Source organism: Bacillus sp. m3-13 (assembly GCF_000175075.1).
GTDB lineage: Bacteria > Bacillota > Bacilli > Bacillales > Bacillaceae_I > Sutcliffiella_A > Sutcliffiella_A horikoshii_C.
Map to the genome: position 1 here is coordinate 76,914 of NZ_ACPC01000014.1, position 24,512 is coordinate 101,425.

The following is a 24,512-nucleotide window of genomic DNA, read 5'->3' on the forward strand; positions in this document are numbered from 1 at the left end:
AATATTGATTCATCAAAAAGAGGTAGTTATAAGAGAACTACAACAAGGTGAGGACGAAAAACATTTATTAAAATGGTTGTCCGATCCAAAAGTGTTGGAGTTCTATGAGGGACGAGACAGCAGATTTACCGGTGAAGATATCAATAGGAAATTTTTTAATAGAGACGATGAAGTGTGTAGGTGTATGGTTGTCTATCAAGGAAAAAACATAGGTTATATTCAATATTATCCAATCAATAACGCTACTAGTACACTAGCAGAATACTTTGAGATGGAGGGGGTTTATGGCTTAGATCAGTTTATAGGGGATTCCGACTATTGGAACAAAGGGATAGGAACCCTGATCATTTCTTCCTTGGTTAATTACCTAATAACTCAAAAAGGGATCAACCAGCTAGTGATGGATCCCATGACATCCAATGGAAGAGCGATAAAATGTTATGAAAAATGTGGTTTTAATAAGGTACGAGTATTACGTGAGCATATTTTACATGAAGGACAATATAGAGATTGTTGGTTGATGGAACTTACAAGTAAAATACATAATTAACAATCACTATAGGGTAAGGGTTAATTAATACTAAAACCTAAATTGCTAAAGCCCTAAAGGTAATTGCAAGATAAAACATAAAGGGGAATAAAGTTATGATTACCCCTATTGTCTTAAACTTATTTTTAAACTGTAAGCTCAATCCGATAAACCAAATGCCAAGTATAAGTAAATACCAGAGATTGTATTGTAAAGTTTCTGTTTCCGATATACCTGGTCCTGCCAACCATAGGGTAAGTAATAAAACAAATAAACCAGTCACTACATTCCAAGCTATTAGCATAAATTTTTTCAAATTAGTGCCCTCCTCCTTTTATACTATTAAGACATCTTTAGTGTAATTTTACACGATAATAGAAGTGGATGCACATCTTTTTTCAGAAATTTATAATTATTTTTCGTTTTGAAACCTTATGCTTATATTATTCGTATTATTAATGTCTAATAAATTTTTCATGGTGAATGGAGGAGTAGGGATGTCTTTTTTTAACAAGGCATTGGCTAGTGTAGGTATCGGAGCTGCGAAGGTAGATACTAAATTGGCTGAATCAAGCTTCGTATCTGGGGAGGAAATACGCGGTATTGTAGAAATCACCGGTGGTTCTGTCGAACAGCAAATTGATGAAATTTACTTAACTTTATTAACAAATTATATAAAAGAATCGAATGATACTAAGGTCCATAAACAAGCAGTTTTAGAAAAAAAGAAAAATCGTGGATCCGTTTGTGATTGGTGTAAATGAAAAGAAAGAAATCCCTTTTACATTAACATTGCCACATGATACACCTGTAAGTATGGGTAGCACTAAAGTGTGGTTACAAACAGGATTGGACATCAAAAATGCAGTAGACCCTTCTGATAAAGATGTTGTACAAGTGAAACCATCTCCACTTATTTCAACCATCTTAAGTGCTGCGGAGCAATTAGGTTTTCGCTTAAGAAAAGTGGAATGTGAAGCGGCGCCATATAGATGGAAAAATCATTTTCCGTTCATTCAGGAGTTCGAATTTGTTCCAACATCCGGTCCATTCAGAGGGAAACTGGATGAAATTGAAATGATCTTTTCCAACAATAATGGAAGTTCAGTAGAATTGATTCTGCAAGTAGATCGCAAGGTTAGAGGACTTGGTAGTTTTCTATCGGAGGCTCTGGAAATGGATGAGACGTTTATCAAAATGCGTGTAACGAATCAGGACCTTCCTGGCTTTAAACAGCAATTAGAAAGTACCATTCGCCGCTATTGCTAATAATATGTTTTTAACGAGGACACCTTTTTCCAAGGTGTTCTTTCTGTGTGAAAAAGTTGTTATTTCAAAAAAAATAAATTAAACTAAAAATTCATTCAATTTATTTCAAAGGAGCGTGTTGTAATGACGAAACTAGGATTTATCCGTCACGGAAGTACTGCCTGGAATAAGGAACGAAGAGCACAAGGCAGTTCTAATATTCCGCTTGATCAAGATGGGATTAGGGATGCAGAAAGTTTAGCAGATAGAATAAAGAATGAAGAATGGGATATTATCTACTCTAGTGATCTAGTAAGAGCCATGCAAACCGCTGAAATTATGGCAAGGAACCTGCAAGTGGGCGAGGTGTTCTTAGACTCTAGACTCCAAGAAGTGAACGGTGGTCAAATTGAAGGTACGACAGAACCCGAACGAATAGAAAAATGGGGAGAAAATTGGCGGGATCTGGACTTGGGGATAGAATCAAGGGAAATGGTAATAAAACGTGCCCTCTCGTTCATTGAAGAAGTAACAGAAAAACATAAGGATCAGAATGTATTAGTTGTAAGTCACGGGTCCTATATTAGACATGTTTTAAGAGAATTGGTGAAAGACCTTAAGATGGAAGATCATCTTGAGAATACCTCTGTTTCCACTGTCAAAGTTCGTGAAGGACTGTGGGAATGCGAACTTTATAATTGCACAAAGCATCTTGGTAGTAAGTAGGATATGGGTTCTCGATTAATGCATACAATTATTGCAAATGAAATTGCTTCACGTATTGGGGTAGAGGATACTTCTTCATTCATTTTAGGAGCCGTTGCACCGGATGCCGTTGCTCCTAAGGATTTATCTCATTTTTATATAGGGGATCCAAACGACTACACTCGGTCTATTGATTATCAAGCTTTTTTACATAAATACAATAAGCACAAAGATAACCCTTATATTCGTGGATATTATACTCACCTGATAGCAGATGATATTTGGCTTAAAGGGTTCTTTTTACCATGGTTAAAAAACAGGCTAGAAAATGATCCTACCTTATTAGAAAGATATCATAATGACTTTAAGCTCCTAAATTCTAAATTGATGATTCATTATCAGACGGACTGTGATTTAATAAAGGAAATTCAAGGTGACGCGCAACCAATGGAGTTAGATGAAGTTTCCATTACTCAGCTTTCATCTTTTCTCCCTTATCTCGAACATGATATGAAGCTTTCACAAACTGACGAGCCATTACAAGTTTTTACCATGGAAATGATCATTGGCTATATCGAAACTTCTATAGACATTGGTTTAAAGTCTATAAAACTAACACCTGATTGGAAAGTCTTGCTAAAATAGTACTTTCTTTTGTATAATAAGAATATATGTTCGCATTCCGTGAAAGGAGGCATTTTTCTTGTTGCAAACTGAAAAAGATGTGCTGATTCTCATTGAATCAGATGAATGGATGATGGATATATTGAGAGTGGCGAAATCCCTTAATCTCCCTGATTGGTGGGTATGTGCTGGATTTGTCAGAACAAAAGTCTGGGATACATTACACGGTTATGATTTTAGAACTCCTTTGCCTGATATTGATGTTATTTATTTTGATAAAAATGATGTAAGTGAGGAAAAGGAAAAGCATCATGAAAAAAGACTGCTAGAACTATGCCCGGTTGAACCATGGTCCGTTAAAAACCAAGCAAGGATGCACGTCATTAATAATATGCCGCCATATGCTAATTCCACGGAAGCAATGTCTAAATTTCCAGAAACCGCCACGGCAATTGGAATTAAATTAGACCATGACAATCAATTGCAATTTGCTGCTCCTTGCGGAATTCAAGATCTTATAAACTTAGTGGTAAAGCCTACACCTCTCTATAAAAAAACAGCAGAGCATGCCAGCATATATGAAAATCGCTTGAAACAAAAAAATTGGCAGGCATTATGGCCGAATATCACTATTTCACAAGTGGAAGGTGTAAAATCATGACAGGAATACTTCATCATATAGAATTGTATGTGTCGGACCTCAAGAAAACCAAGGAATTCTGGGGATGGCTGCTCGAAGAACTGGGATATAACCCCTATCAAGAGTGGAAAAGCGGGCAGAGTTGGAAAATAGAAAATACATATATAGTATTTGTGCAAGCGGAAGAAAGGTTTCTGGATGTTCCCTATCATCGATCCAGAGTGGGCCTTAATCATCTTGCTTTCCATGCCTCGTCACGGGAACATGTGGACAGCTTAACAGAAAAACTGAAATCTCGTGGAGTAAATATGTTATATAAGGACAAACATCCATTTGCTGGCGGAGAAAACTATTATGCGGCATTTTTTGAAGACCCTGACAGGATTAAAGTAGAGCTTGTGGCTCCTTCAGAATAATGTTTCCAAAGGAGAAAAACAGATGTTCAATACAGTATTACTAATAGGTATTGCTATTGGGGTAGGAACCATCATTTCCTATCTAGGACAATTAGTTAAGCAAAATAAAAGAATCATAGAATTGATGGAAAAAAAGGATAGATAAGATGACTAAGATAAGCATGTATACGATGTGTCTTGTAATGGATGGAGATAAAGTTCTCTTAATTAATAGGCCTGCAGATAAAGGGTTTCCGGGCTTCATAGGCCCAGGCGGGAAAGTGAATTTTCCTGAAAGTCTAACAGAAGGCGCTATTCCAGAAGTCCATGAAGAAACTGGCTTGCAAGTTAGCAACTTAATTTATAAGGGGCTTGATGAATATGTTGACGAAGAGAATAATGAAAGATATATGGTATTCAACTACTTAACATATACCTATAGTGGACAGCTTTTATCATCTCCACCAGAAGGAGAATTAAAATGGGTAGCAATATCGGAGGCTCTAGATCTCCCGATGCAAGATTGGTTTAAAGAAAGATTTCCGCTTTTCTTTGAAGAGGGAACTTTTGAGAAACATGTAGTATGGGATGAAAAGGTTAAAAAAGCTGTTAAAGAAGTGGTAACTAAGCATTAATACAGATAAAAAAAAGCATCCGAGAAAAACTCGAATGCTCTAGGATACCTTCTTCTTTTTTAAATTTAACCATGTAATCTTAGGCTCTGTTCTCTTGATAATTCTACCGATATTTGCCCGATGTTTAAAAATGACAAATGCTGTTAGCAATGACACAGCAATAATAAGCGGAAGATCTCCAAAAGCAATACTATAAACGGTAGTTACTACTCCTGTCAGCATAGAAGATAGAGATACATATTTCGTCAAAAACAAGAAAAGAAAAAAGCAGAATAGCATTAAGCCGAACAGAAGCGGACTGGCGAACAATAGAACTCCACCTGAGGTTGCTACTGCTTTTCCGCCTCGGAACTTTGCAAATATTGGATAAACATGTCCGACAACGGCACAAGCGCCAGCAAGAAGCGGATGAATGTCCGCACCAAGTAAGAATGGCAGGGAGGCGGCCACTGTCCCTTTTAAGATATCGCAAATTGTTACAATCATTCCGGCCTTGACACCCAATGTACGGAATGTGTTGGTACCGCCTAAGTTCCCGCTACCGTGTTCACGGATGTCGATTCCATAGCCTACTTTTCCCACTACAAGTGCGAAAGGAATGGAACCGATGAGATATGCAAGTATAATAATTAGTAGTTCAATCATTCATTAAACCCCTTTATGTAATAATCCCTATCTTTAATATATGTTAATTTTAACAGGAAGCAAAGGGTTTATTGCAAGTTATCGCGAATTTTTTATGAGTAAGTACTAATATCAGGTTGTTATAAGTTGTTAAAACTAGACTAAACGGGTATAACAGTAAGAATTAACTTTTTAAAAAGGAAGGGGATAAAAATATGAATATTGAAATTCCTAGCAGAGAAGAGATCGGAAAGATATTGAAAAAGAGCAAGCGGATTGCTGTAGTCGGATTATCTGATAACCCTGCGCGTACATCTTATATGGTTTCAAAAGCAATGCAAGATGCAGGATATGAGATTATTCCAGTTAATCCTACTGTAGATGAAGTTCTTGGTGTGAAGGCTGTTCCAACATTAAAAGAAGTAGAAGGTCATATCGATATCGTAAATGTATTCCGTCGTTCTGAGCATTTATATGGAGTTGCAGAAGAGTTCTTACAAATAGATGCAGACGTTTATTGGGCTCAACTCGGACTTGCAGATGAAAAAACTTATGAATTGTTGAAAGAAAAGGGCTATACTGTCATTATGGATCGATGCATTAAAGTGGAACACGCTTTAACAAAATAGGTCAGACTCGTCCTTGTTTTTATATGAAAACAAGGATTTTTATTCATTTTATGACAATTTACGCCAGATTATATTGGCTAAAGTGTAAGAACCCTATACAATAGAACATAGACAAGTTTCAAATGTATGATAATATATAAACGAATATTTGTTGTGAACAAACAACGAATCCGTGTAGATAAAAGGAAATTCATACATAACATGATTTATTGGTAGTAGTAGTGAAAGGGGTATGTTTTTGGTGGCAAAAAATACGTTTGAATATAACGATGATGCGATACAGGTATTAGAAGGTCTCGAGGCTGTACGTAAACGTCCGGGTATGTATATTGGAAGTACGGACAGCAGAGGTCTTCATCACCTTGTATACGAAATCCTTGATAATTCCGTCGATGAAGCATTAGGCGGATACGGGGATCATATCATTGTGACGATACACAAAGATAACAGCATAAGCGTGAAGGATAAAGGCCGCGGTATGCCTACCGGAATGCATAAAATGGGAAAACCTACCCCCGAAGTAATTTTGACGGTATTACATGCAGGTGGAAAGTTTGGTCAAGGCGGATACAAAACGAGTGGAGGACTACATGGTGTAGGTGCCTCCGTCGTGAATGCTTTATCTGAATGGTTGACGGTAACGATCAAGCGGGACGGTATTGTGTACGAGCAGCGTTTCGAGAATGGTGGCAAGCCAGTAACTACGCTTGAAAAGATTGGTACGACTAATCAAACCGGTACGACGATACATTTCAAACCGGATACAACGATCTTTAGTACCACAACTTATAATTTTGAAACACTATGCGAACGTCTACGTGAATCTGCCTTTTTATTAAAAGGTTTAAAAATAGAGCTGAATGATGAAAGAAATTCTGTTAAAGAGGTATTTCATTATGAAAGCGGCATTGAAGCATTCGTCACTTACCTCAATGAGGAGAAGGATTCGCTTCACAATGTCGTTTCTTTTGAAGGTGCTCAAAACGGAATAGAAATAGATTTTGCTTTTCAATTTAATGACGGGTATTCTGAAACCATTTTATCTTTTGTTAACAATGTTAGAACGAAAGATGGAGGTACACACGAAGCTGGTGCAAAAACGGCAATGACCCGTATTTTTAACGAATACGCAAGAAAAGTGAATCTTCTAAAGGAAAAAGATAAAAATTTGGATGGTTCTGATATACGTGAAGGATTATCTGCGATTATTTCCGTTCGTATTCCTGAGGAACTCTTGCAGTTTGAAGGACAGACAAAAGGAAAACTTGGAACAAGTGAAGCGCGTTCTGCGGTAGATAGCGTGGTATCAGAACATCTTGCCTACTTCCTCGAGGAAAATCCGGAAACTAGTTCCATGCTCGTGAAAAAGTCCATTAAGGCTTTTCAAGCAAGAGAAGCGGCTAGAAAAGCAAGAGAAGATGCACGGAGCGGGAAAAAGAGAAAACGTTCTGATGCGATGCTTAGTGGAAAGTTGACTCCAGCACAATCCCGTAACCCTCAGAAAAATGAAATTTACCTGGTGGAGGGTGACTCTGCAGGCGGTTCCGCTAAACAAGGCCGTGATCGTCGTTTTCAAGCAGTCTTGCCACTTCGAGGGAAAGTCATTAACACGGAAAAAGCAAAACTGGCAGATATCTTTAAAAACGAAGAGATCAATACGATCATCCATGCAATAGGCGGTGGAGTCGGACCGGACTTTTCAGTGGAAGACATCAACTACGATAAAGTGGTTATCATGACCGATGCCGATACAGATGGTGCACATATTCAAGTATTGCTATTGACCTTCTTTTATCGCTACATGAAGCCGCTTATTGAATTTGGAAAAGTGTTTATCGCACTTCCACCTCTTTACAAAGTAAGCAAAGGGACCGGGAAGAAAGAAGTATTAGAATACGCTTGGTCTGATGAAGAATTGCAAGGAGCTATTCAAAAAATAGGCCGCGGCTATACCATCCAACGTTATAAAGGTCTAGGGGAAATGAACGCAGATCAATTATGGGAAACAACGATGAATCCAGATACCCGTACCCTTATTCGCGTTCGAATCGATGATGCAGCCCGTGCAGAACGTCGTGTGACCACACTTATGGGCGACAAAGTGGAACCAAGACGTAAATGGATTGAAAGCCATGTTGCTTTTGGATTGGAAGAAGATCCAAATATCTTAGAAAATGATAACTTGTTGGTCGCAACTGAGGAGGTATAACAGATGACACAGACAGAGAAATTTCACGACCTACCCCTAGAGGAAGTTTTAGGCGACCGATTTGGACGTTATAGTAAATACATTATCCAGGAACGTGCATTACCAGATGCACGTGATGGACTTAAACCAGTACAACGACGAATTTTATATGCCATGTATGCAGAAGGAAATGTGCATGATAAACCGTTCCGTAAATCTGCTAAAACAGTAGGTAACGTAATCGGTAACTATCATCCACATGGTGATTCGTCTGTGTACGATGCAATGGTCCGTATGAGTCAGGACTGGAAGGTACGTAATATGCTTATCGAGATGCATGGTAACAACGGTAGCATTGATGGTGACCCTCCAGCGGCCATGCGTTACACGGAAGCAAGATTATCACCAATTGCTTCCGAGCTTTTACGTGATCTTGATAAAAAAACCGTAGAATTTATTCCTAACTTTGATGATACTTCCCAGGAACCGGTTGTTCTTCCTGCTATGTATCCAAATCTATTAGTGAATGGTTCTACAGGAATATCTGCAGGATATGCAACGGACATTCCTCCGCATCACCTGGGAGAAGTTATTGATGCAACCATCATGCGCATCGATAACCCTTCAGTGACAGTAGATGAGCTAATGACAGTGGTCAAAGGACCCGATTTCCCTACTGGAGGTATCATTCAAGGAGTAGAAGGAATCAAGAAAGCCTACGAAACTGGAAAAGGCAAGATCATCGTTCGTGGATTGGCTGAAGTGGAAGACATCCGTGGCGGAAAGCAGCAGATTGTTATCACAGAGGTTCCCTATGAAGTAAACAAAGCTAATTTAGTTAAAAAAATCGATGAATTACGGTATGACAAAAAGGTGGATGGCATCTCAGAGGTACGTGACGAAACTGATCGTACAGGTCTGCGAGTTGTAATCGAACTGAAAAAAGAGGCAGATGCAAACGGAATTTTAAATTACCTTTATAAAAATACCGATCTGCAAATCACCTTCAACTTCAACATGGTTGCCATCTATAAAAAGCGCCCAACATTAATGGGCTTGCCTCACTTTTTAGATGCGTACATAGATCACCAAAAAGAAGTAATTTCAAATCGTTCACGTTTTGAGTTGAACAGAGCAAAAGAACGCCAGCATGTAGTTGAAGGCTTAATGAAAGCACTCTCTATCCTAGACGAAGTAATTGCTACAATCCGTGCTTCCAAAGACAAACGCCACGCGAAAGATAACTTGATCGCCAAGTTCACTTTTACAGAACCGCAAGCGGAAGCCATCGTTTCCTTGCAATTATACCGATTAACTAACACAGATATCACGGCATTGCAGGCAGAAGCGGATGAACTTGCGAAGAAAGTTGCTGAATTAGAAGCAATTTTAGGAAGCGAGAAAAAGCTGTTTTCTGTCATAAAGTCAGATTTAAAACGTGTAAAGAAACTCTATACAAATGGTCGCCGTTCTAAAATTCAAGATCAAATCGAAGAGATAAAGATCAATTTGGAAGTAATGATTCCTTCAGAAGACGTCATCGTCACCGTAACAAAAGACGGCTACGTCAAGCGTACAAGCTTACGTTCTTTTTCTGCTTCAAATGGTCAGGATTTCGGTATGAAAGAAACCGATAGAATCATCTCTAAGTTGGACATCAATACAACTCAAACGTTGCTATTGTTCACGAACAAAGGGAATTATCTGTACTTACCAGTCCATGAACTCCCTGATATCCGCTGGAAGGACATGGGCCAGCACGTTGCAAACATAGTTCCAATTGACCGAGATGAGTCGATTATAAAAGCAATACCTGTGAGTAATTTCGAGGACCCTAACTTCTTGTTGTTCGTAACACGCAATGGGATGGTCAAGAAAACGGAGCTGAGTGCCTACAAAGCACAACGCTACTCCAAGCCATTAATGGCTGTTAACCTTAAAGGTGATGACCAGGTAGTCGATGTACATCTCACAGACGGCGCTCAGGATATCTTCTTGGCGACGAGAAGCGGATATGGACTTTGGTTTACCGAAGAGGAAATTAATGTCGTCGGTGCCCGTGCAGCTGGTGTGAAGGGCATAAACTTGAAAGATAGTGATTATGTTGTGAGCGGCTTAGTATTCAAGAAAGAATCAAAGGCCATGTTGTTTATCGCCACCCATCGCGGTGCCGTGAAAAAATTAAAAATTACTGAGTTTGATAAGGCCACTCGTGCTAAACGCGGGCTTGTTATGCTTCGCGAAGTGAAAAATAATCCACATCAGATTGCAGCAGTCGAACTTGTGGAGCCTTCCAGTTTCATTTATGTTCAAACAGTAAAAGGTACGGTGGAGAAACTAGCAGCCGCATCTTACCGTAACAATGACCGCTATTCGAACGGATCCTTCGTCCTGGACCAACAGGAAGCAGGAGATGTAGTGGAAATGTGGGTGGAGACGGAAGTGGAAGTAGAAGGTAAGGAAAAATAGAATTTGCACCGCTTTTCTGCGTGAGGTTTTTGCGTGGAAGGGCGGTTTTTGTGTTCTTTTGGGGAGGATGGGCTTGGCAAAACGAAAATAGGTTAACCAGATTAATATTATGTAAACTTAAAAGTGTTTTAAATGTACAAATTGTAGAACGTTTAGTAAAAGAAGTAGAAGTTCGCTTGGGATATGTAGAAGTAAATCCGGGAAATGTAGAAGCTCTCACTTTTAAGGTAGAAGGTCAGGATAAAAAGGTAGAACAGTTCAAAAATGACCAGACTCTCCAGTTAAAAATTGTTTCTGAAACAGAAGAGAATGCAAAACCTGATATAATGGGGAGTAAATAATGCTTCAAGAAACATTAATCCAATCCTTTATACTAGCATATCTAATATAAAGGGCTAATAATATAGTGGAGAAAAGGGAGGGGGGATGTACAATGAAGCCGGTATTACTAGTTGTAGATGTTCAAAAAGGATTTGACGATCCAACATGGGGTCAACGCAACAACCCAGATGCAGAAGATAGAATGCTAGAACTTATGAAAAGTTGGAGACAAAAAGAATTCCCTATTATTCACGTTCAACACGTTTCTCAAGACGCAAATTCAAAACTTCATCCAAGCAACCCTGGATTTTCTTTAAAGCCGGGGTTTGAACCGATGGAAGACGAATATTTTATCCGGAAAAATGTGAACAGTTGTTTTATCGGAACACAATTGGACAGTTATCTAAAGGAAAATGGCTATCAAACCCTGTTTGTTATTGGATTAACCTCCAATCATTGCGTATCGACTACAGTAAGAATGGCTGGAAATCTAGGGTACAGAACGTACGTTTGTAGTGATGCAACTGCAGCATATGAGGCTGTATCCTTTGACGGTTTAAAGCTATCAGCAGAAGATGTCCATCGCCACGCTTTATCTGCATTACATAAAGAATTTGCAGAGGTTATTACATCAAAAGAAGTGTTGAAATTGATTCAACAGCAAACAATAAAGAATTAATAAAAACAACGCCAGCACCGTGGCGTTGTTTTTTAATAATGAGTACGATCAACTTTTTTACTCCATTTCATGAAAGGTTGCAAAGAGTTGACCAATGGGAGTTGAATAAAAGGGAGGGTTCGATTTGCAGGATCCAGTTGAACTTCACGATAGATAAATTCATCATCAAAATGAATGGAGGCAGCGTCTTTTCGATCTGCAGCAAAATATACGGTGGGAATCCGGGCCCAATAAATAGCACCAAGACACATCGGACAAGGTTCACAGCTGCTATAAAGTATACAATCTCTAAGCTCAAAGGTTTGTAAACTATGACAAGCCTTCCGTATGGCCATCACTTCAGCATGTGCTGTTGGGTCGTGATTACTGGTTACTCTGTTGACACCTTCGGCAATAATTTGATTATTCTTTGTAATAACTGCGCCAAATGGACCGCCATTTTCTTGAACATTTTGAAGAGCCAAGTCAATGGCACGGTGAAGAAAGAATTCATGCAAATGCATTTCCAAAGAAACACCTCCACAGTAACGGGTTTCTAACATCTTATTGCAATATCTTAAAGTTAATACGCTTCAGGAATAAATACTTATAAATATAAACGGGCAACAAAAGAGGGACGAGTTCAAATGAATGATTGCGGTAATAATATTATGTAAACTTTAATAACAAAAATAAATGGCTGAAGTTTAAGACAAAATTATTACATAGAGGCAATGGGTTAAATATAGTATAATTTAATCTTTATCAGCCAGAACCACATAATTGGAATTGAGATTCATGAACTATCATTAATTATAAAAAGTTTATTGGAAAAATACGAAATTAATACTTAAAATATTAAACTGTGGCATCTATTGATTTTAATTGATTTCGTCTCACTATCATAAGTTTACTTTGTTTATGATACAAAATAGCTGAATTTATATAACTTCCTATAATAGAAATTATGTAAACCCTAAATTTAAATTAAAAAGAGAGTACATTCACTCTCTTTCATTAAGTATACTATTAAACTCCTGTTCAAATATCCTATCTTTTTTCAGCCAGGTTTTGTAGGTATACGGACTAATTCCAATTTTTTCACTAGTGAGCTTTACACAACCATTTACTTTTAATAGGTTTAAAAAAATCCTTCTGCGTTCTAACACAGCTTCTTTAGTAACTTTTATAGCTCTATCTTTCAGCTCATGGTAGGCTAATTTTTCTTTATTGAATTCATTAAACTTCCTTTGTAGGTACAAAGTTTTGTCCTTGTAAATCCATTTAGAGAAAGTCTGTATTGATTTTCTTCCTGAAATGAATAGACGATAATGTGAATTTCTGTCCTTCAAAGATGGAGTTAATTGTTGTTTTACAAGCACCTTCATTAATTCACTCAGAAATAGTTCGGATCCACCAACAAATGTTACAACGTATTTTTTGTAATTAATACTTCCATCTCCATCAAAATAACCTCTTACAAAATGATGCATATATTCTTCTGGTACATAAGGAAACTCAACAGTTTTAGATTTATTTGGTGTTAGGCCGTGAATATTCATCAAGTCTTCTTTAATGATTTTGCTGTTTATGTTAAGGAAGTATACCCCATATTTATTTTTACCTATTGGATGATTAGACTTCATTTCATCCCGTATTTGTTCAAGAATCCCGATTTCTTTTTGTGAAATACTTACAGTTTGTGTTATTTCAGTAATAGTTCCATCCGCCAAGAAAAACCCTAATATATACGCCATGTTTGGTGACCAGCACTTGAAAAAATCCTCATTTATATGATACTTCCTTTTCCAATGTCCCCTGGGCCGTAACTCCACATTATTCTTCTTAAGAATTTGTGTAATTCTTCGACTAGATACATTCCCTTCGATTGCGATCTCAGTGGTACTCATACCATCATTATACATTTTTAATAATTTCCGGGAGGTCTAAGGTGATTATTCTACTTGGCATCTGTTTCATATATTCCCCTTCCTCTCCTGTAGATCTAATTACCTATTTTTATATTATACGAACACTTGTTCTTGAGCGCAAATAATAGCACTTCCCTTCATAAAAAAAAGAAAAAAACCGCCCATCACTGAGCAGTTTTCCGTTCCATATCCATCAACTTAACCGTCAATGCAACAGCCCCTAACACCATCACTCCCCCAATCCACGGAGTATGGATCAGACCTATGGAATCAACGATAATCCCACCTAATAAGGAACCAATGGCAATCCCCACATTAAATGCTGCAATATTGAGCGCAGAAGCAACGTTTACTGCAGAAGGTACATATTTTTCCGCCAGATTCACGACCAACACCTGCAGTCCAGGCACGTTCATGAAAGCAAACATCCCCATCAAAAAGATCACCATCAACCCTACAGCTTTAAATGGTGCTGCAAATGTCAAAACAATCAAAATCACTGCTTGCATGATAAACATCCACATAAGAGCCCTCAAAGGGTTTCTATCTGATGCTTTCCCACCAATTACATTCCCTACAGCAACTGCTATTCCGTAAACAAGTAATATACCACTCACCCCTTTTGCGCTAAACCCTGTAATATCCACTAAAAGTGGTGTCAGGTATGTGAAGGCCACGAAAGTTCCACCATACCCTAAGGCGGTAATCGCAAAAGCCATCAGCAGTTTAGTATTCTTCAACACATCCAGTTGCTCACGTAATGATGATGGTGGTGCCTCTTTTAGATCACGTGGTATGAGAAACCAACTTGCTACGGCCCCAATCACTCCCAATAAAGCAACACCCCAAAAAGTCGCTCTCCAGCCAAACATTTGTCCAATAAAGGTCCCGAGTGGTACACCTGTTACTGTCGCCACTGTCAGGCCTGTAAACATTAATGCAATGGCACTGGCTCTCTTGTCAGCAGGAACAAGATCGGCAGCAATTGTTGCCCCTATTGAAAAGAAAATTCCGTGTGAAAAGGCAGTGATAAACCTCGCTACCAATAGTAATTCATAACTGTTGGATAATGCAGCTACGGTATTACCAATAATAAATACAACCATTAGTGAAATTAATAACGTCTTCCGATTCATTTTATTTGTTAGTGCCGTTAATACAGGTGCTCCAACGGCAACACCCATCGCATAACCTGAGATTAATAATCCGGCCATTGTGATCGAGATATTCAAATCATTTGATATTGTTGACAACAAGCCAACTGGAACGAATTCTGTCGTACCAATGCCAAAAGCGCTAATTGCTAAGGCTAACAATGCGAACGTACTATTTCTTCTGTTCGACTTAGAATGATTTATAGAAACTGTTTGTGAACTCATAATAATTGCCTCCTCCATATAATGCGGATTACCTTTAGGCGCCATTCGGTAACCTTTCGAGTTCTTATTATGGAGGCAGATGATTGAAAATGTAAGTACGCACTTTAAAGTGAGGTAGGCACCTGGAAGTACCCTATTTACCTTTATGGCCATGGTGGTATAATGAGTGAAATAAATACCTTATAAAGAAGGGATCTTTTATGAAGCAATACAATATTCCAGTGGAAGCTGCATTGGAAGTGATCGGTGGCAAGTGGAAAGTAGTCATCTTATGTCACCTAATAAAAAGTAAAAGACGGACAAGCGAACTTAAAAGACTAATGCCCACTATTACGCAAAAAATGCTCACACAACAACTTAGAGAACTGGAGTCTGATGGTGTTGTTAATCGCATTATTTATAATCAGGTTCCTCCTAAAGTGGAGTATGAATTAACCGAATACGGCTGGTCGCTGAAGCCTGCATTAGATATGCTTTGCGCATGGGGTGAACATCATATAGAGAAGACCTCACCAAATAACGAACTAGTAAATTAACCCCCTTTCTACATGGAAAGAGGGTTTTTCGTTCTCCCTATGTGTAAAAAACCAAAACAAAAACCCAACACAATTATTGGGTTTAGTCCTCTCTTTTCTTCTTTTCATGAACACTTAACTCTTCTGAGAACTCTGTTTGTAGTTCCATTCGTTGAGCTTCCACTTTCGATTTCTTTCTCGGATGATCCGGGAAAACACTTTTGACAAGGTACAGATGGAAAAACACTTCGAAAACAGTGATGCTTAATGCTGCAATTGCAGATGGTAACAAGAATCCGCCACTTAGATTGGTCAGAATATATACCATAAAAGCGATAACGGCAAAGTTAAATACAAAGTCAAATACAGCAGCAAATGTATAATTCGTTCGCGGCAACACCATATCATCCACTACAAAATACGAAAAAGTAATTAGGAGAACGGTTGTCAAAAGGATATCTAGGAAAGAGATCTCAGCAAACTGATTCAAGAAAAAGGATAGGATTAGAAAACTGACGATGAACTTTATCAATAGTGGCATAAAATGTTTCATGTTTTTCACTCCTTTTCATTTGTATAGTGCTCGTTGAAAAGGTGTTTTATACAGAAGTACTTGCACAGAAACTGTGGCAGGGAATACTTTGGGCTATATAACCAAAGAAAGGATGACACCTATGTCAAAAGAGATGGATTATACGTCCCCCTCTATACAATTTTTTTATGATGTCAATAAGAGTAATGCTTATACTAAGGATAATCAGAATTATATAAACGTTTTAGGTGTTAAACAGTTAAACACCTTGTCAGGAACATCATTATTGGACATATTTTTGGATGCCAATAACGTCATTGAACCTCACTATCATCAAAATGCTACCGAACTTGTGTATTGTATAAAAGGATCTGCTGATATTTCCTTGTTCAATCCTTTTACAAAACAACTTCTAACATATACTGTAACGCCGGGGCAGGTGGTCAATATCCCTCAAGGTTGGTGGCATTATGAAATTGCAAGAGAAAACAAAACCCATTTACTTGCTATTTTCAATGCGCCCACTCCGGATGTTATATTAGGATCTGACTTATTGGCATTTACACCTGCCAATGTTATGGCCCATACTTATTGCTTGGATGAGAAGAAATGGAAAGAGGCCGTGAAGCCAGTCCATCCTTCAATTTTTATTGGCCCCCCTCAGTCTTGTGAACGTAAGTATCAACAGATTCAAACTTATTACCCGCGTTTACAATATCCATATAAAAGTTCATATTATTACTATTATTAAAAAAAGTCCCCGGTAAAAAGGGACTTTTTTGTTATCCTGCAATATCACGATTGCGGAATCCTATAAATCCAAATATCATCAAAACAATGGCAATCAGCGATAGATAAGTCAGGGAAAAATAACTGATTTCTTCAACTGGTATTTGCGGAATGTGTCCATATGGGGATAAATTCGCCATCCATTCAGGTAATTGGAGCATGCCCCCAAGATAAACCACAAAAAATGAGTATCCCAGTACAAGCCATGTGAGACCTGTCAGTTTAGGCTTTAATCCAATTGCAGCAACCCCAATTCCGGTCATGATCCACAAAGCAGGCAAATAGACTAAACCTGCTTTTAAAAATGACTGCAATGATATAGGTTCGTCCATGACTGTATCTGCTGCCACCCATAAACCTAATATGGCCAACGTAAGCATAATAAAGCCGAAGATGAGAGACAACATCATATAACTTCCGAGAAGCTTTGATCTTGACACGCTCTTTGAAAGAATTGGCTCCAGTTGCCCCCTCTTCTCCTCTCCTTTTAGCTTTAAAAGAAACATGATGGGAGGAATGGTACAAAGCATCGATATAATAGCCATGAGCATGGTCATAAATTGTTCTGTTAACGTAAATCCTTCCACAGGTGGTAGCATTTGAGCCATCATTTCATTGCTAGAAAAGAATGTTTCGAGATCTCCCAGCACGGAACCATACGACACACCTAAAATAAACATTCCGATCGCCCAAGCGATGATTCCTGTCCGTTGGAGCCTGAGTGCTAATCCGAATGGACTATTCAGAAAACGAGATGCATGTCTTTTACCTGGCTTTGTTGAAATGAATCCAGACCCAAGATCACGCAGCGCATTTAAGTACAGTGCAGTCAGTGCAATGAAAACGGAACTAATGAGTGTAAGAAAAATCGGCCACCAATAGTTGTTCACATAAACCTCCGAACCCAATATCCAACCAAGGGGGGAAATCCATGACAAAGCTTCATTACTTACATCCCCTACCGCACGAATTAAGTACGATAATGCCAGCACTGTAAAAGACAAACCAATTGTCCCGCGTGAATTGGAAGAGAGCTGTGCAAAAAGAAGCGTAATACCCGTGAAAAATATTCCTGTAGCACCCAATGCTGCTCCATATAAAAGAGAACCACTAAAATCTATGCTTTCAATTCCCAAAAAGAATAAGCTAAAAGCAATCAATAAAGTCAACAATACATTTGTAATAATCATCACGGCTAGTGTTGCAGTAACTGTACTTAAACGACCAACAGGCAAGGAGCGTATTAACTCCACACGTCCTTCCTCCTCATCATTTCTTGTATGACGAGTGACGAGCATGATACTCATAATTGCCACCACAATGGCTGTAAATAATAGCATTTGATGCGCCATCATCGGACCTTCTGTATAGTTCTCCAACCCATATCCCTTCCCTACCATAGCCGTCATGGCAGGATTCTTCATCGTTTCAGCTATTGCTTGCCTTTCCTGGTCATTCGCATACAAACCAGAAAAAGAAGTGGCCGTTAATAAAGTCATTAGTGTAATGGATATTAGCCAAATTGGAATACGAATTTTATCTCTCTTCAAAATGAAAAATATAAGGCTACCAGTATTACTAAAACGTTGCTTCCACATTAGGCTTCCCCTCCCACTCCCGTTTTGGAAGGGCCTCCGCCTTCATAATGTCGCATAAACAGATCCTCTAAGGTAGGAGGAGAGCTCTCTAATTTTGTAATACCAAACCCGCTTACATGCTTCATGACTGCTGTGAGTTCTTCAGCGTCTACTTGGAAAGATAATGCATCGTCCCTCTGTTCCACCTCATGGACTCCTTTTAAAGAACCAATATCAAGTACAGGCTGTGTAGTTTCGACAAGGAGGTTCGTTCTTGTTAAGTGTCTCAACTCTTGTAACGTCCCTGTTTCAATGATTTTTCCTTGTCGAATAATTCCGACACGGTCACAAAGCTTTTCCACCTCTGAAAGGATATGACTTGAGAGAAGTACACTCTTTCCTGCAGTTTTAGCCTCTAATACACATTCCTGAAAGACCATCTCCATTAACGGATCAAGCCCAGACGTAGGTTCATCTAATATATATAGATCCGCATTTGAAGCAAATGCTGCAACCAACGCTACTTTTTGACGATTTCCTTTAGAATACGTTCTGCATTTTTTTGACGGGTCTAGTTTAAATCTTTCAATCAGCTCTTCTCTCTTCCCCGTTTTGTTGCCTCCACGAAGTTTCATGAAAAGATCAATGACCTCTCCCCCAGTTAGATTTGGCCATAAAGTCACATCACCAGGTACATAGGCAATGCGCTTATGAATCTCTACAGCATCTTTCCAGGCATTTAGGCCAAATATCTTTGCTTCCCCTTCTGTTGCCTTCAAAATTCCCAATAATATACGTATGGTAGTGGATTTCCCCGCTCCATTTGGTCCTATAAAGCCATAAACCTCGCCACTGTTAACATTTAGATTCACCCCGTCCAACGCAGTGAATTTACCAAATGTTTTACATAAATTTTTCGTCTCTAATATGGTCATGAAAGACCCTCCCTTAATCTACATGATAAATCATACAGAAAAGCAAAATATGAAATATTTTAACTTACATAGTTCATAATATACATAAAATTATCCTTTGACAAGAGTTTATGAACTATTTTATTTGTTTTATTACATATTTTTGATTAATATAAAGGAGAGGTGAAATATGATGGACGGTTTTCAACGAAGGAGAGAACAAAAGAAACAAGATATCCTAGAGGCAGCCATGGCACTTTTTATGGAATATGGAGTCCAGAAAGTATCCATATCCGAAATAGCTCAAAAGGCCAATGTTTCCCAAGTAACAATCTATAATTACTTTGAAAGCAAACAAAAATTAACAAGCGGTGTGTTTGGTTATTACATAAATAAAACTTCTGAGGATTTTGAAAAGCTCATTCATAGTAATATACCGTTCCCGGAGAAAATCAAACAAATTATTTTCAATAAAAAAGAAATCTCTAAACAGATTCATGAGGAATTTTATCACTTCATGATGAAGGAATATGCTACTGAAGGTAATATTATCGAGAAAATTTATGTAGAAAAAGCACTTCCCTATTTTGCGAAGTTGTTTGAGGAAGGAAAGGAACAAGGCTATGTTGATCCAAACCTTTCCCAGGAGGCAATTCTTTTCTATGTACAGATGCTGAAAGATTATATGCAAAGAGAAGAAGTATATCAAAAAGTGCTTCCTTTGACAGAAGAAATTACGAACATTTTCTTTTACGGCATCATCGGTAAAAAAGAGTAAAAACAGGCTCCCTCTAGTGAGGTGCCTGTTTTTTTGTTTTATCCCTTTTTAATTACCTCATCGATAATTCCGTATTCCTTTGCTTCACCTGCAGTCATAAAATTATCTCTGTCTGTATCCCGCTCAATCTTTTCAATGGGCTGTCCAGTATAATCAGCAATCATTTTATGAAGGTCACCCTTTAACTTCAGGATTCTACGAGCTGATATTTCAATTTCCGTTGCTTGACCTCTTGCACCACCGAGCGGCTGATGAATCATAATTTCACTGTTAGGTAATGCCAACCTCTTCCCTTTCGTTCCAGCCATTAGGAGCATTGCTCCAAAAGAAGCTGCCATTCCAATGCAGATTGTTCGAACGTCTGGTTTGATATAGTGCATCGTATCAAGGATAGCAAAACCAGCGGTAGTAGATCCGCCTGGGCTATTAATATAGATGGATATATCCTTTTCCGGGTCATCGGCGGCTAAAAATAGTAATTGGGCAACGACGCTATTTGCGATCTGATCATTGATTTCTTCCCCAATCATGATGATACGGTCTTTCAGTAAGCGCGAGTAAATATCATAAGACCGCTCTCCCCTACTTGATTGTTCAATAACATAAGGTATCGTATTCATGTTCATATCCTCCTTTATTAGGCAACACAGTTAAATGCATTGATAGGAGTGTGAGTAGGTAGTGAGTACGTCGTGACATTATCATGGAAGATAGCCGGAAGGGCATCAATGAGCACTCCTGGATCTTCTTCCTGCAGACTTTCCTGAAATAAGTGTGGCAATATTTCCTTTTCCTCTTCGCTCCAAAGGCTTTCTATAAGGTCAGAATTGGGTGCCTCTTTTTTGTTTATTCTTTTTCTAGTACGGTGCAAAGCTGCTTTTACCGCTCCTTCTGTTGTTCCTAACATACTGGCAATTTCAGCTGATTGAAAGTCAAATGCTTCTGTAAGGAAAAAGATCACTGCCTGTTTTGGTGTAGTATGTGTAAGAAGTGTATCTGTAATGATGAGGGCTTTTTCCATATGATGCTGATACACCTCTTCTTTAAGAACATCCTGCAATATTTCCTTTTGTCGTCTACGAACAATATCAATCCACTTGTTGTAAGCAACTTTTTTAAGCAGACCTTGGCTAATGACAGCAGGATGAGAGTAATGCTGAATTGTCTTAGCCATCGTTTCCTGTGCGAGATCATTTCCATCCCATTCGTTTTTTGTGAGAAAGAGGCAATATCGAAGCAATTTATGGTAATGGTCCTGCAGGTACTCTTCCCCGGAAAAATCAGTCTCAACTAACATTCTATTCTTAGCATTTTTCACTGAGCAACACTCCTTTACTCCACTCTATTATCTAAACGTTTCATTAGCCCCTTAAGATACGGGGTACTGTAAATTATTTTTTGAAGTATGTATATGTAAACATACTGTAAAGAAAAATACCCCCACAAACTCGATCGTTTTCATTAATATTATATATACAATACATAACCAAATATCAGTATGTTCATGGGAGGAAACTATGCAAACATATGTAAAGGATTCTTTATTGGAATGGAAAGAAGAAATGTTAAAGCAGAAGAAGGAAATTGATGATGAATATGAAAAGGTGAAGTCTGATCTTCAATTATATTCAATTAAGTTCAGTATTACGAAACAAGTGATACAATCTACGATAAATGATGAAATCATCGACAACATTAAAGAATCGTATCACAAACCATATGAAGAAAAATTCAATGAACTTAAACAATACATAAAAGAGCTGGATGAAAAAAGAAAAGTGTTTCAAATGTTTGTAGATAAAATAGACAAAGTTAGTGAAACCGAAATGATGGAGAAATAGGTTGGATTGGGCTGTTGGGAACTCCCGTGTAATTGGTATTCCCGACAGCCCTCCTTCTTTATTGTGGATGTACCATTTTACTTGGATCAACGAAAGCATCAAATTCTTCTTCTGTAAGTAGTTCCAATTTGAGAGCGGCTTCTTTTAATGTCGTCCCCTCTTTGTGTGCAAGCTTAGCAATGGAAGCTGCTTTTTCATACCCTATATGAGGATTTAAGGATGTTACAAGCATCAATGAGTTTTGAAGGTTTAAGGCTATTTTTTCAAGATTAGGCTCCATCCCGCTAACACATTTATCGTTAAAACTGTTCATACTGTCTGTCAGAAGTGTAACCGATTGAAGGAAATTGTAGATAATGACCGGTTTAAACACATTTAATTCAAAATTCCCCTGACTTGCTGCAACCCCAATCGTTACATCATTCCCCATCACCTGTGTTGCCACCATCGTCAATGCTTCACTTTGAGTTGGGTTGACTTTACCGGGCATGATGGAGCTGCCAGGTTCATTTTCAGGAATGATTATCTCACCAATACCGCTTCTTGGACCACTGGAAAGCCATCTTACGTCATTGGCGATTTTCATTAAATCGGCAGCTAGGGCTTTAATCGCTCCATGTACATATACGACCTGATCATGACTTGTTAGTGCATGGAATTTATTCTTTGCAGAAGTAAAGTTTTTACCGGTAAGCTGTGTGATCTCTTCGGCCACCATATCCCCAAAATCCGGGTGTGCATTTATACCTGTCCCTACTGCTGTTCCGCCAATAGCTAATTCTTTCATATAGGGAACACTTTCTATAATCATTTTCTCCGCCTTTTCAAGCATATGATGCCATCCACTGATTTCTTGGCCAAAAGTAAGTGGGGTCGCATCTTGTAAGTGGGTTCTTCCTATTTTAATAACATCCTTGAATTCCTCTGATTTCTGAAGCAAGGTCTCTTTTAGTCTCGTTAGAGCTGGGAGAAATTTTTCCTCGACTGCTAACACGCCAGCAATATGCAGGGCAGTCGGAAATGTGTCATTGGAGCTTTGGGACATATTCACATCATCATTTGGATGTATTCTGTCCTCTCCCCCGCTCTCCGATAAAAGTTGGTTGGCCCTATTGGCAATCACTTCGTTTACATTCATATTGGATTGAGTCCCGCTTCCTGTTTGCCACACAACAAGTGGAAAATGATCATCCCACTTTCCGGTTATTATCTCCTCTGCAGCCGCTGTGATTGCTTGTGCTTTCTCCGTAGAGAGCTTGCTCAATTTATTATTACTTATGGCCGCTGCTTTTTTTAATAGAGCAAAAGCGTGGATGATCTCTATTGGCATTTTCTCCGCACCAATCGCGAAATTTTCAATGCTTCTTTGTGTTTGGGCTCCCCACAGTTTATTCTTTGGAACTTTTATTTCTCCCATCGTATCTTTTTCTATCCGGTATTCCATGTATGTACTCCCCTTTCTTCTTATTACTTACTATTTACCTCTATTGATAAAACAAAAACGTAGGCTTTCAGATAAGTATTGCTTTTTATGCAAAAAAATAACCTGTTCCTCATTAGAGAAACAGGCTAACTTCCTATTTATTAGTTTGTAACTTCTTCTTTAATTGTATCCATTCTTTTGCTTACTTCTTCTTCAGTTAATCCGTGCTCAATGATATAGCGGTTTCTTGGGTCTACACGGCATTCATGGGAGCAACTGCGCAAGTATTTGTGTTCGTTTTCCTCAGAGCTCAAGATCTTCTTATTACACTCTGGGTTTGCACAGTTTACATAGCGCTCGCAAGGTTCACCGGAAAAATGATCTTTTCCGACTACCACATGTTCTTTTTGATTAATTGGAACACTTATGCGCTCATCAAATACGTAGCATTGTCCATCCCATAGTTCACCTTGCACTTCAGGGTCTTTACCGTATGTGACAATTCCCCCATCCAACTGGGAAACATCCTCAAAGCCTTCTTCAAGCAGCCATCCGGAGAACTTTTCACAACGTACTCCGCCAGTACAATACGTTAAAATCTTTTTGCCTTCAAAATTCTTCTTGTTTTCTTTGATCCATTGAGGAAGTTCTTTGAACGTATTGATGTCAGGTTTAACTGCACCACGGAAATGTCCAAGGTCATACTCATAATCATTACGAGCGTCGATTACCACCGTATCTTCGCTTTGTAATGCTTCCAACCATTCTTTTGGTTTTAAATGCTTCCCTGTTGTTTTGCGGGGATCAATATCATTTTCCAGGCGTAATGTTACCAACTCTGGACGATAACGGACCTTCATTTTTGGGAATGCATGTTCAGATACTTCATCTACTTTATAAATGATATCTGAGAAAAAAGGATGTGCATTCATATGCTCAATATAAGCATCCGTTTGCTCGATCGTACCTGAAACGGTACCGTTAATCCCTTCTTTTGCAATTAATACTCGGCCTTTCAATCCTAGCTCTTTACAGAATTCCAGGTGTTCTTGCGTGACCTCTTCCGGATTCTCAATATCTACATATTTATAATACAATAATACTCTATAGTCTTGACTCATCATAATCACCATTACCTTTATTAAATTTATCTATTTACATAGTTGAC

At 38.4% G+C, this 24,512-nt stretch carries 28 protein-coding genes and 1 pseudogene; 17 read left to right on the forward strand and 12 right to left on the reverse strand.

Annotated elements, in window-relative coordinates:
• The first annotated feature begins 4 nt into the window (after positions 1-4).
• On the forward strand, positions 5-550 hold the full coding sequence (locus tag M313_RS0106585) for a GNAT family N-acetyltransferase (protein WP_010193560.1): 546 nt from the start codon (positions 5-7) through the stop codon (positions 548-550).
• A gap of 37 nt (positions 551-587) precedes the next feature.
• Here the strand turns inward: M313_RS0106585 and M313_RS0106590 are convergent, their stop codons facing one another.
• The gene (locus tag M313_RS0106590) at positions 588-845 is read right to left on the reverse strand and encodes a hypothetical protein (protein WP_010193562.1); all 258 of its coding nucleotides are present in this window, start codon (positions 843-845) and stop codon (positions 588-590) included.
• Between the two features lie 181 nt (positions 846-1,026).
• Here M313_RS0106590 and M313_RS22880 point away from each other — a divergent pair.
• The 7 genes and pseudogenes from M313_RS22880 (at position 1,027) to M313_RS0106625 (ending at position 4,776) form a co-directional block, all read left to right on the forward strand.
• Positions 1,027-1,798: pseudogene (locus M313_RS22880) on the forward strand (sporulation protein).
• A gap of 123 nt (positions 1,799-1,921) precedes the next feature.
• Positions 1,922-2,503 carry a histidine phosphatase family protein gene (locus M313_RS0106600; RefSeq protein WP_010193564.1) on the forward strand — a complete coding sequence of 194 codons (582 nt, stop codon included), beginning with the start codon at positions 1,922-1,924 and terminating at the stop codon, positions 2,501-2,503.
• Between the two features lie 3 nt (positions 2,504-2,506).
• Positions 2,507-3,127: a zinc dependent phospholipase C family protein gene (locus tag M313_RS0106605; RefSeq protein ID WP_029326371.1), complete on the forward strand. Its 621-nt coding sequence runs from the start codon at positions 2,507-2,509 to the stop codon at positions 3,125-3,127.
• A 58-nt stretch (positions 3,128-3,185) separates the two neighbouring features.
• On the forward strand, positions 3,186-3,767 hold the full coding sequence (locus M313_RS0106610) for a nucleotidyltransferase family protein (RefSeq protein WP_010193566.1): 582 nt from the start codon (positions 3,186-3,188) through the stop codon (positions 3,765-3,767).
• Complete coding sequence (locus M313_RS0106615) at positions 3,764-4,162, forward strand: VOC family protein (protein ID WP_010193567.1); 399 nt, start codon at positions 3,764-3,766, stop codon at positions 4,160-4,162. The genes M313_RS0106610 and M313_RS0106615 overlap by 4 nt, the downstream gene beginning before the upstream one ends.
• Before the next feature lie 22 nt (positions 4,163-4,184).
• The gene (locus M313_RS26595; protein ID WP_010193568.1) at positions 4,185-4,307 is read left to right on the forward strand and encodes a hypothetical protein; all 123 of its coding nucleotides are present in this window, start codon (positions 4,185-4,187) and stop codon (positions 4,305-4,307) included.
• A 1-nt stretch (position 4,308) separates the two neighbouring features.
• A complete protein-coding gene (locus M313_RS0106625) occupies positions 4,309-4,776 on the forward strand; it encodes an NUDIX domain-containing protein (RefSeq protein ID WP_010193569.1) in 468 nt (155 codons plus the stop codon).
• 39 nt (positions 4,777-4,815) lie between these two features.
• On the opposite strand, the gene plsY is transcribed toward M313_RS0106625, so the two are convergent.
• A complete protein-coding gene (gene plsY, locus M313_RS0106630; protein ID WP_010193570.1) occupies positions 4,816-5,421 on the reverse strand; it encodes a glycerol-3-phosphate 1-O-acyltransferase PlsY in 606 nt (201 codons plus the stop codon).
• 194 nt (positions 5,422-5,615) lie between these two features.
• On the opposite strand from plsY, the gene M313_RS0106635 reads away from it, so the two are divergent.
• The 5 genes from M313_RS0106635 to M313_RS0106655 all read left to right on the forward strand — a co-directional run bounded on the left by M313_RS0106635 (position 5,616) and on the right by M313_RS0106655 (position 11,686).
• Positions 5,616-6,029, forward strand: coding sequence for a CoA-binding protein (locus tag M313_RS0106635; protein ID WP_010193571.1), 414 nt, complete (start codon positions 5,616-5,618; stop codon positions 6,027-6,029).
• A gap of 232 nt (positions 6,030-6,261) precedes the next feature.
• Positions 6,262-8,238 carry a DNA topoisomerase IV subunit B gene (parE, locus tag M313_RS0106640; RefSeq protein ID WP_162014423.1) on the forward strand — a complete coding sequence of 659 codons (1,977 nt, stop codon included), beginning with the start codon at positions 6,262-6,264 and terminating at the stop codon, positions 8,236-8,238.
• Between the two features lie 3 nt (positions 8,239-8,241).
• Positions 8,242-10,686, forward strand: a complete 2,445-nt coding sequence (gene parC / locus M313_RS0106645) for a DNA topoisomerase IV subunit A (RefSeq protein ID WP_010193573.1) — start codon at positions 8,242-8,244, stop codon at positions 10,684-10,686.
• Positions 10,687-10,736: 50 nt separating this feature from the next.
• Positions 10,737-11,027 (forward strand): hypothetical protein, encoded by a 291-nt coding sequence (locus tag M313_RS0106650; protein ID WP_010193575.1) that lies wholly within the window; start codon positions 10,737-10,739, stop codon positions 11,025-11,027.
• Positions 11,028-11,119: 92 nt separating this feature from the next.
• On the forward strand, positions 11,120-11,686 hold the full coding sequence (locus tag M313_RS0106655; RefSeq protein ID WP_010193578.1) for a cysteine hydrolase family protein: 567 nt from the start codon (positions 11,120-11,122) through the stop codon (positions 11,684-11,686).
• A 32-nt stretch (positions 11,687-11,718) separates the two neighbouring features.
• On the opposite strand, the gene M313_RS0106660 is transcribed toward M313_RS0106655, so the two are convergent.
• The 3 genes from M313_RS0106660 to M313_RS0106670 form a co-directional block, all read right to left on the reverse strand.
• A complete protein-coding gene (locus M313_RS0106660) occupies positions 11,719-12,189 on the reverse strand; it encodes a nucleoside deaminase (protein WP_029326372.1) in 471 nt (156 codons plus the stop codon).
• A 480-nt stretch (positions 12,190-12,669) separates the two neighbouring features.
• On the reverse strand, positions 12,670-13,590 hold the full coding sequence (locus M313_RS0106665; RefSeq protein ID WP_010193580.1) for an LAGLIDADG family homing endonuclease: 921 nt from the start codon (positions 13,588-13,590) through the stop codon (positions 12,670-12,672).
• Between the two features lie 170 nt (positions 13,591-13,760).
• Positions 13,761-14,975, reverse strand: a complete 1,215-nt coding sequence (locus M313_RS0106670) for an MFS transporter (protein WP_010193581.1) — start codon at positions 14,973-14,975, stop codon at positions 13,761-13,763.
• A 200-nt stretch (positions 14,976-15,175) separates the two neighbouring features.
• Here M313_RS0106670 and M313_RS0106675 point away from each other — a divergent pair, with 200 nt between their 5' ends.
• The gene (locus tag M313_RS0106675) at positions 15,176-15,511 is read left to right on the forward strand and encodes a winged helix-turn-helix transcriptional regulator (protein ID WP_010193582.1); all 336 of its coding nucleotides are present in this window, start codon (positions 15,176-15,178) and stop codon (positions 15,509-15,511) included.
• A gap of 82 nt (positions 15,512-15,593) precedes the next feature.
• Here the strand turns inward: M313_RS0106675 and M313_RS22885 are convergent, their stop codons facing one another.
• Complete coding sequence (locus M313_RS22885) at positions 15,594-16,043, reverse strand: DUF2512 family protein (protein ID WP_010193584.1); 450 nt, start codon at positions 16,041-16,043, stop codon at positions 15,594-15,596.
• Positions 16,044-16,164: 121 nt separating this feature from the next.
• Between M313_RS22885 and M313_RS0106685 the strand changes: the two genes are divergently transcribed.
• Positions 16,165-16,773: a cupin domain-containing protein gene (locus M313_RS0106685; RefSeq protein ID WP_010193586.1), complete on the forward strand. Its 609-nt coding sequence runs from the start codon at positions 16,165-16,167 to the stop codon at positions 16,771-16,773.
• A gap of 31 nt (positions 16,774-16,804) precedes the next feature.
• On the opposite strand, the gene M313_RS0106690 is transcribed toward M313_RS0106685, so the two are convergent.
• Positions 16,805-18,409 (reverse strand): ABC transporter permease, encoded by a 1,605-nt coding sequence (locus tag M313_RS0106690; RefSeq protein WP_010193590.1) that lies wholly within the window; start codon positions 18,407-18,409, stop codon positions 16,805-16,807.
• Complete coding sequence (locus M313_RS0106695) at positions 18,409-19,323, reverse strand: ABC transporter ATP-binding protein (protein ID WP_010193591.1); 915 nt, start codon at positions 19,321-19,323, stop codon at positions 18,409-18,411. Before M313_RS0106695 ends, M313_RS0106690 begins: the two co-directional genes overlap by 1 nt.
• A 172-nt stretch (positions 19,324-19,495) precedes the next feature.
• Between M313_RS0106695 and M313_RS0106700 the strand changes: the two genes are divergently transcribed.
• Positions 19,496-20,080: a TetR/AcrR family transcriptional regulator gene (locus M313_RS0106700; RefSeq protein ID WP_029326373.1), complete on the forward strand. Its 585-nt coding sequence runs from the start codon at positions 19,496-19,498 to the stop codon at positions 20,078-20,080.
• A 38-nt stretch (positions 20,081-20,118) separates the two neighbouring features.
• Here the strand turns inward: M313_RS0106700 and clpP are convergent, their stop codons facing one another.
• Positions 20,119-20,700, reverse strand: coding sequence for an ATP-dependent Clp endopeptidase proteolytic subunit ClpP (clpP, locus tag M313_RS0106705; protein WP_010193596.1), 582 nt, complete (start codon positions 20,698-20,700; stop codon positions 20,119-20,121).
• Positions 20,701-20,717: 17 nt separating this feature from the next.
• Positions 20,718-21,398 (reverse strand): sigma factor-like helix-turn-helix DNA-binding protein, encoded by a 681-nt coding sequence (locus tag M313_RS22890; protein ID WP_010193598.1) that lies wholly within the window; start codon positions 21,396-21,398, stop codon positions 20,718-20,720.
• Between the two features lie 199 nt (positions 21,399-21,597).
• Between M313_RS22890 and M313_RS0106715 the strand changes: the two genes are divergently transcribed.
• The gene (locus M313_RS0106715; protein ID WP_010193599.1) at positions 21,598-21,921 is read left to right on the forward strand and encodes a hypothetical protein; all 324 of its coding nucleotides are present in this window, start codon (positions 21,598-21,600) and stop codon (positions 21,919-21,921) included.
• A 58-nt stretch (positions 21,922-21,979) separates the two neighbouring features.
• Here the strand turns inward: M313_RS0106715 and fumC are convergent, their stop codons facing one another.
• Together fumC and trhO are read right to left on the reverse strand one after the other, a co-directional pair.
• On the reverse strand, positions 21,980-23,365 hold the full coding sequence (gene fumC / locus M313_RS0106720) for a class II fumarate hydratase (RefSeq protein ID WP_010193601.1): 1,386 nt from the start codon (positions 23,363-23,365) through the stop codon (positions 21,980-21,982).
• Between the two features lie 140 nt (positions 23,366-23,505).
• Positions 23,506-24,465 (reverse strand): oxygen-dependent tRNA uridine(34) hydroxylase TrhO, encoded by a 960-nt coding sequence (gene trhO, locus M313_RS0106725; RefSeq protein ID WP_010193604.1) that lies wholly within the window; start codon positions 24,463-24,465, stop codon positions 23,506-23,508.
• Positions 24,466-24,512 lie beyond the last annotated feature (47 nt).

What these genes read in the sequence shown, in the direction of transcription:
- M313_RS0106600 (WP_010193564.1), top strand. Translation starts at nt 1,922, where the DNA reads ATGACGAAACTAGGATTTATCCGTCACGGAAGTACTGCCTGGAATAAG.
- M313_RS0106605 (WP_029326371.1), top strand. Translation starts at nt 2,507, where the DNA reads ATGGGTTCTCGATTAATGCATACAATTATTGCAAATGAAATTGCTTCA.
- M313_RS0106615 (WP_010193567.1), top strand. Translation starts at nt 3,764, where the DNA reads ATGACAGGAATACTTCATCATATAGAATTGTATGTGTCGGACCTCAAG.
- M313_RS26595 (WP_010193568.1), top strand. Translation starts at nt 4,185, where the DNA reads ATGTTCAATACAGTATTACTAATAGGTATTGCTATTGGGGTAGGAACC.
- M313_RS0106625 (WP_010193569.1), top strand. Translation starts at nt 4,309, where the DNA reads ATGACTAAGATAAGCATGTATACGATGTGTCTTGTAATGGATGGAGAT.
- plsY (WP_010193570.1), bottom strand. Translation starts at nt 5,421, where the DNA reads ATGATTGAACTACTAATTATTATACTTGCATATCTCATCGGTTCCATT.
- M313_RS0106635 (WP_010193571.1), top strand. Translation starts at nt 5,616, where the DNA reads ATGAATATTGAAATTCCTAGCAGAGAAGAGATCGGAAAGATATTGAAA.
- parE (WP_162014423.1), top strand. Translation starts at nt 6,262, where the DNA reads ATGTTTTTGGTGGCAAAAAATACGTTTGAATATAACGATGATGCGATA.
- parC (WP_010193573.1), top strand. Translation starts at nt 8,242, where the DNA reads ATGACACAGACAGAGAAATTTCACGACCTACCCCTAGAGGAAGTTTTA.
- M313_RS0106655 (WP_010193578.1), top strand. Translation starts at nt 11,120, where the DNA reads ATGAAGCCGGTATTACTAGTTGTAGATGTTCAAAAAGGATTTGACGAT.
- M313_RS0106660 (WP_029326372.1), bottom strand. Translation starts at nt 12,189, where the DNA reads ATGCATTTGCATGAATTCTTTCTTCACCGTGCCATTGACTTGGCTCTT.
- M313_RS0106665 (WP_010193580.1), bottom strand. Translation starts at nt 13,590, where the DNA reads ATGTATAATGATGGTATGAGTACCACTGAGATCGCAATCGAAGGGAAT.
- M313_RS0106670 (WP_010193581.1), bottom strand. Translation starts at nt 14,975, where the DNA reads ATGAGTTCACAAACAGTTTCTATAAATCATTCTAAGTCGAACAGAAGA.
- M313_RS0106675 (WP_010193582.1), top strand. Translation starts at nt 15,176, where the DNA reads ATGAAGCAATACAATATTCCAGTGGAAGCTGCATTGGAAGTGATCGGT.
- M313_RS22885 (WP_010193584.1), bottom strand. Translation starts at nt 16,043, where the DNA reads ATGAAACATTTTATGCCACTATTGATAAAGTTCATCGTCAGTTTTCTA.
- M313_RS0106685 (WP_010193586.1), top strand. Translation starts at nt 16,165, where the DNA reads ATGTCAAAAGAGATGGATTATACGTCCCCCTCTATACAATTTTTTTAT.
- M313_RS0106690 (WP_010193590.1), bottom strand. Translation starts at nt 18,409, where the DNA reads ATGTGGAAGCAACGTTTTAGTAATACTGGTAGCCTTATATTTTTCATT.
- M313_RS0106695 (WP_010193591.1), bottom strand. Translation starts at nt 19,323, where the DNA reads ATGACCATATTAGAGACGAAAAATTTATGTAAAACATTTGGTAAATTC.
- M313_RS0106700 (WP_029326373.1), top strand. Translation starts at nt 19,496, where the DNA reads ATGGACGGTTTTCAACGAAGGAGAGAACAAAAGAAACAAGATATCCTA.
- clpP (WP_010193596.1), bottom strand. Translation starts at nt 20,700, where the DNA reads ATGAATACGATACCTTATGTTATTGAACAATCAAGTAGGGGAGAGCGG.
- M313_RS0106715 (WP_010193599.1), top strand. Translation starts at nt 21,598, where the DNA reads ATGCAAACATATGTAAAGGATTCTTTATTGGAATGGAAAGAAGAAATG.
- fumC (WP_010193601.1), bottom strand. Translation starts at nt 23,365, where the DNA reads ATGGAATACCGGATAGAAAAAGATACGATGGGAGAAATAAAAGTTCCA.
- trhO (WP_010193604.1), bottom strand. Translation starts at nt 24,465, where the DNA reads ATGAGTCAAGACTATAGAGTATTATTGTATTATAAATATGTAGATATT.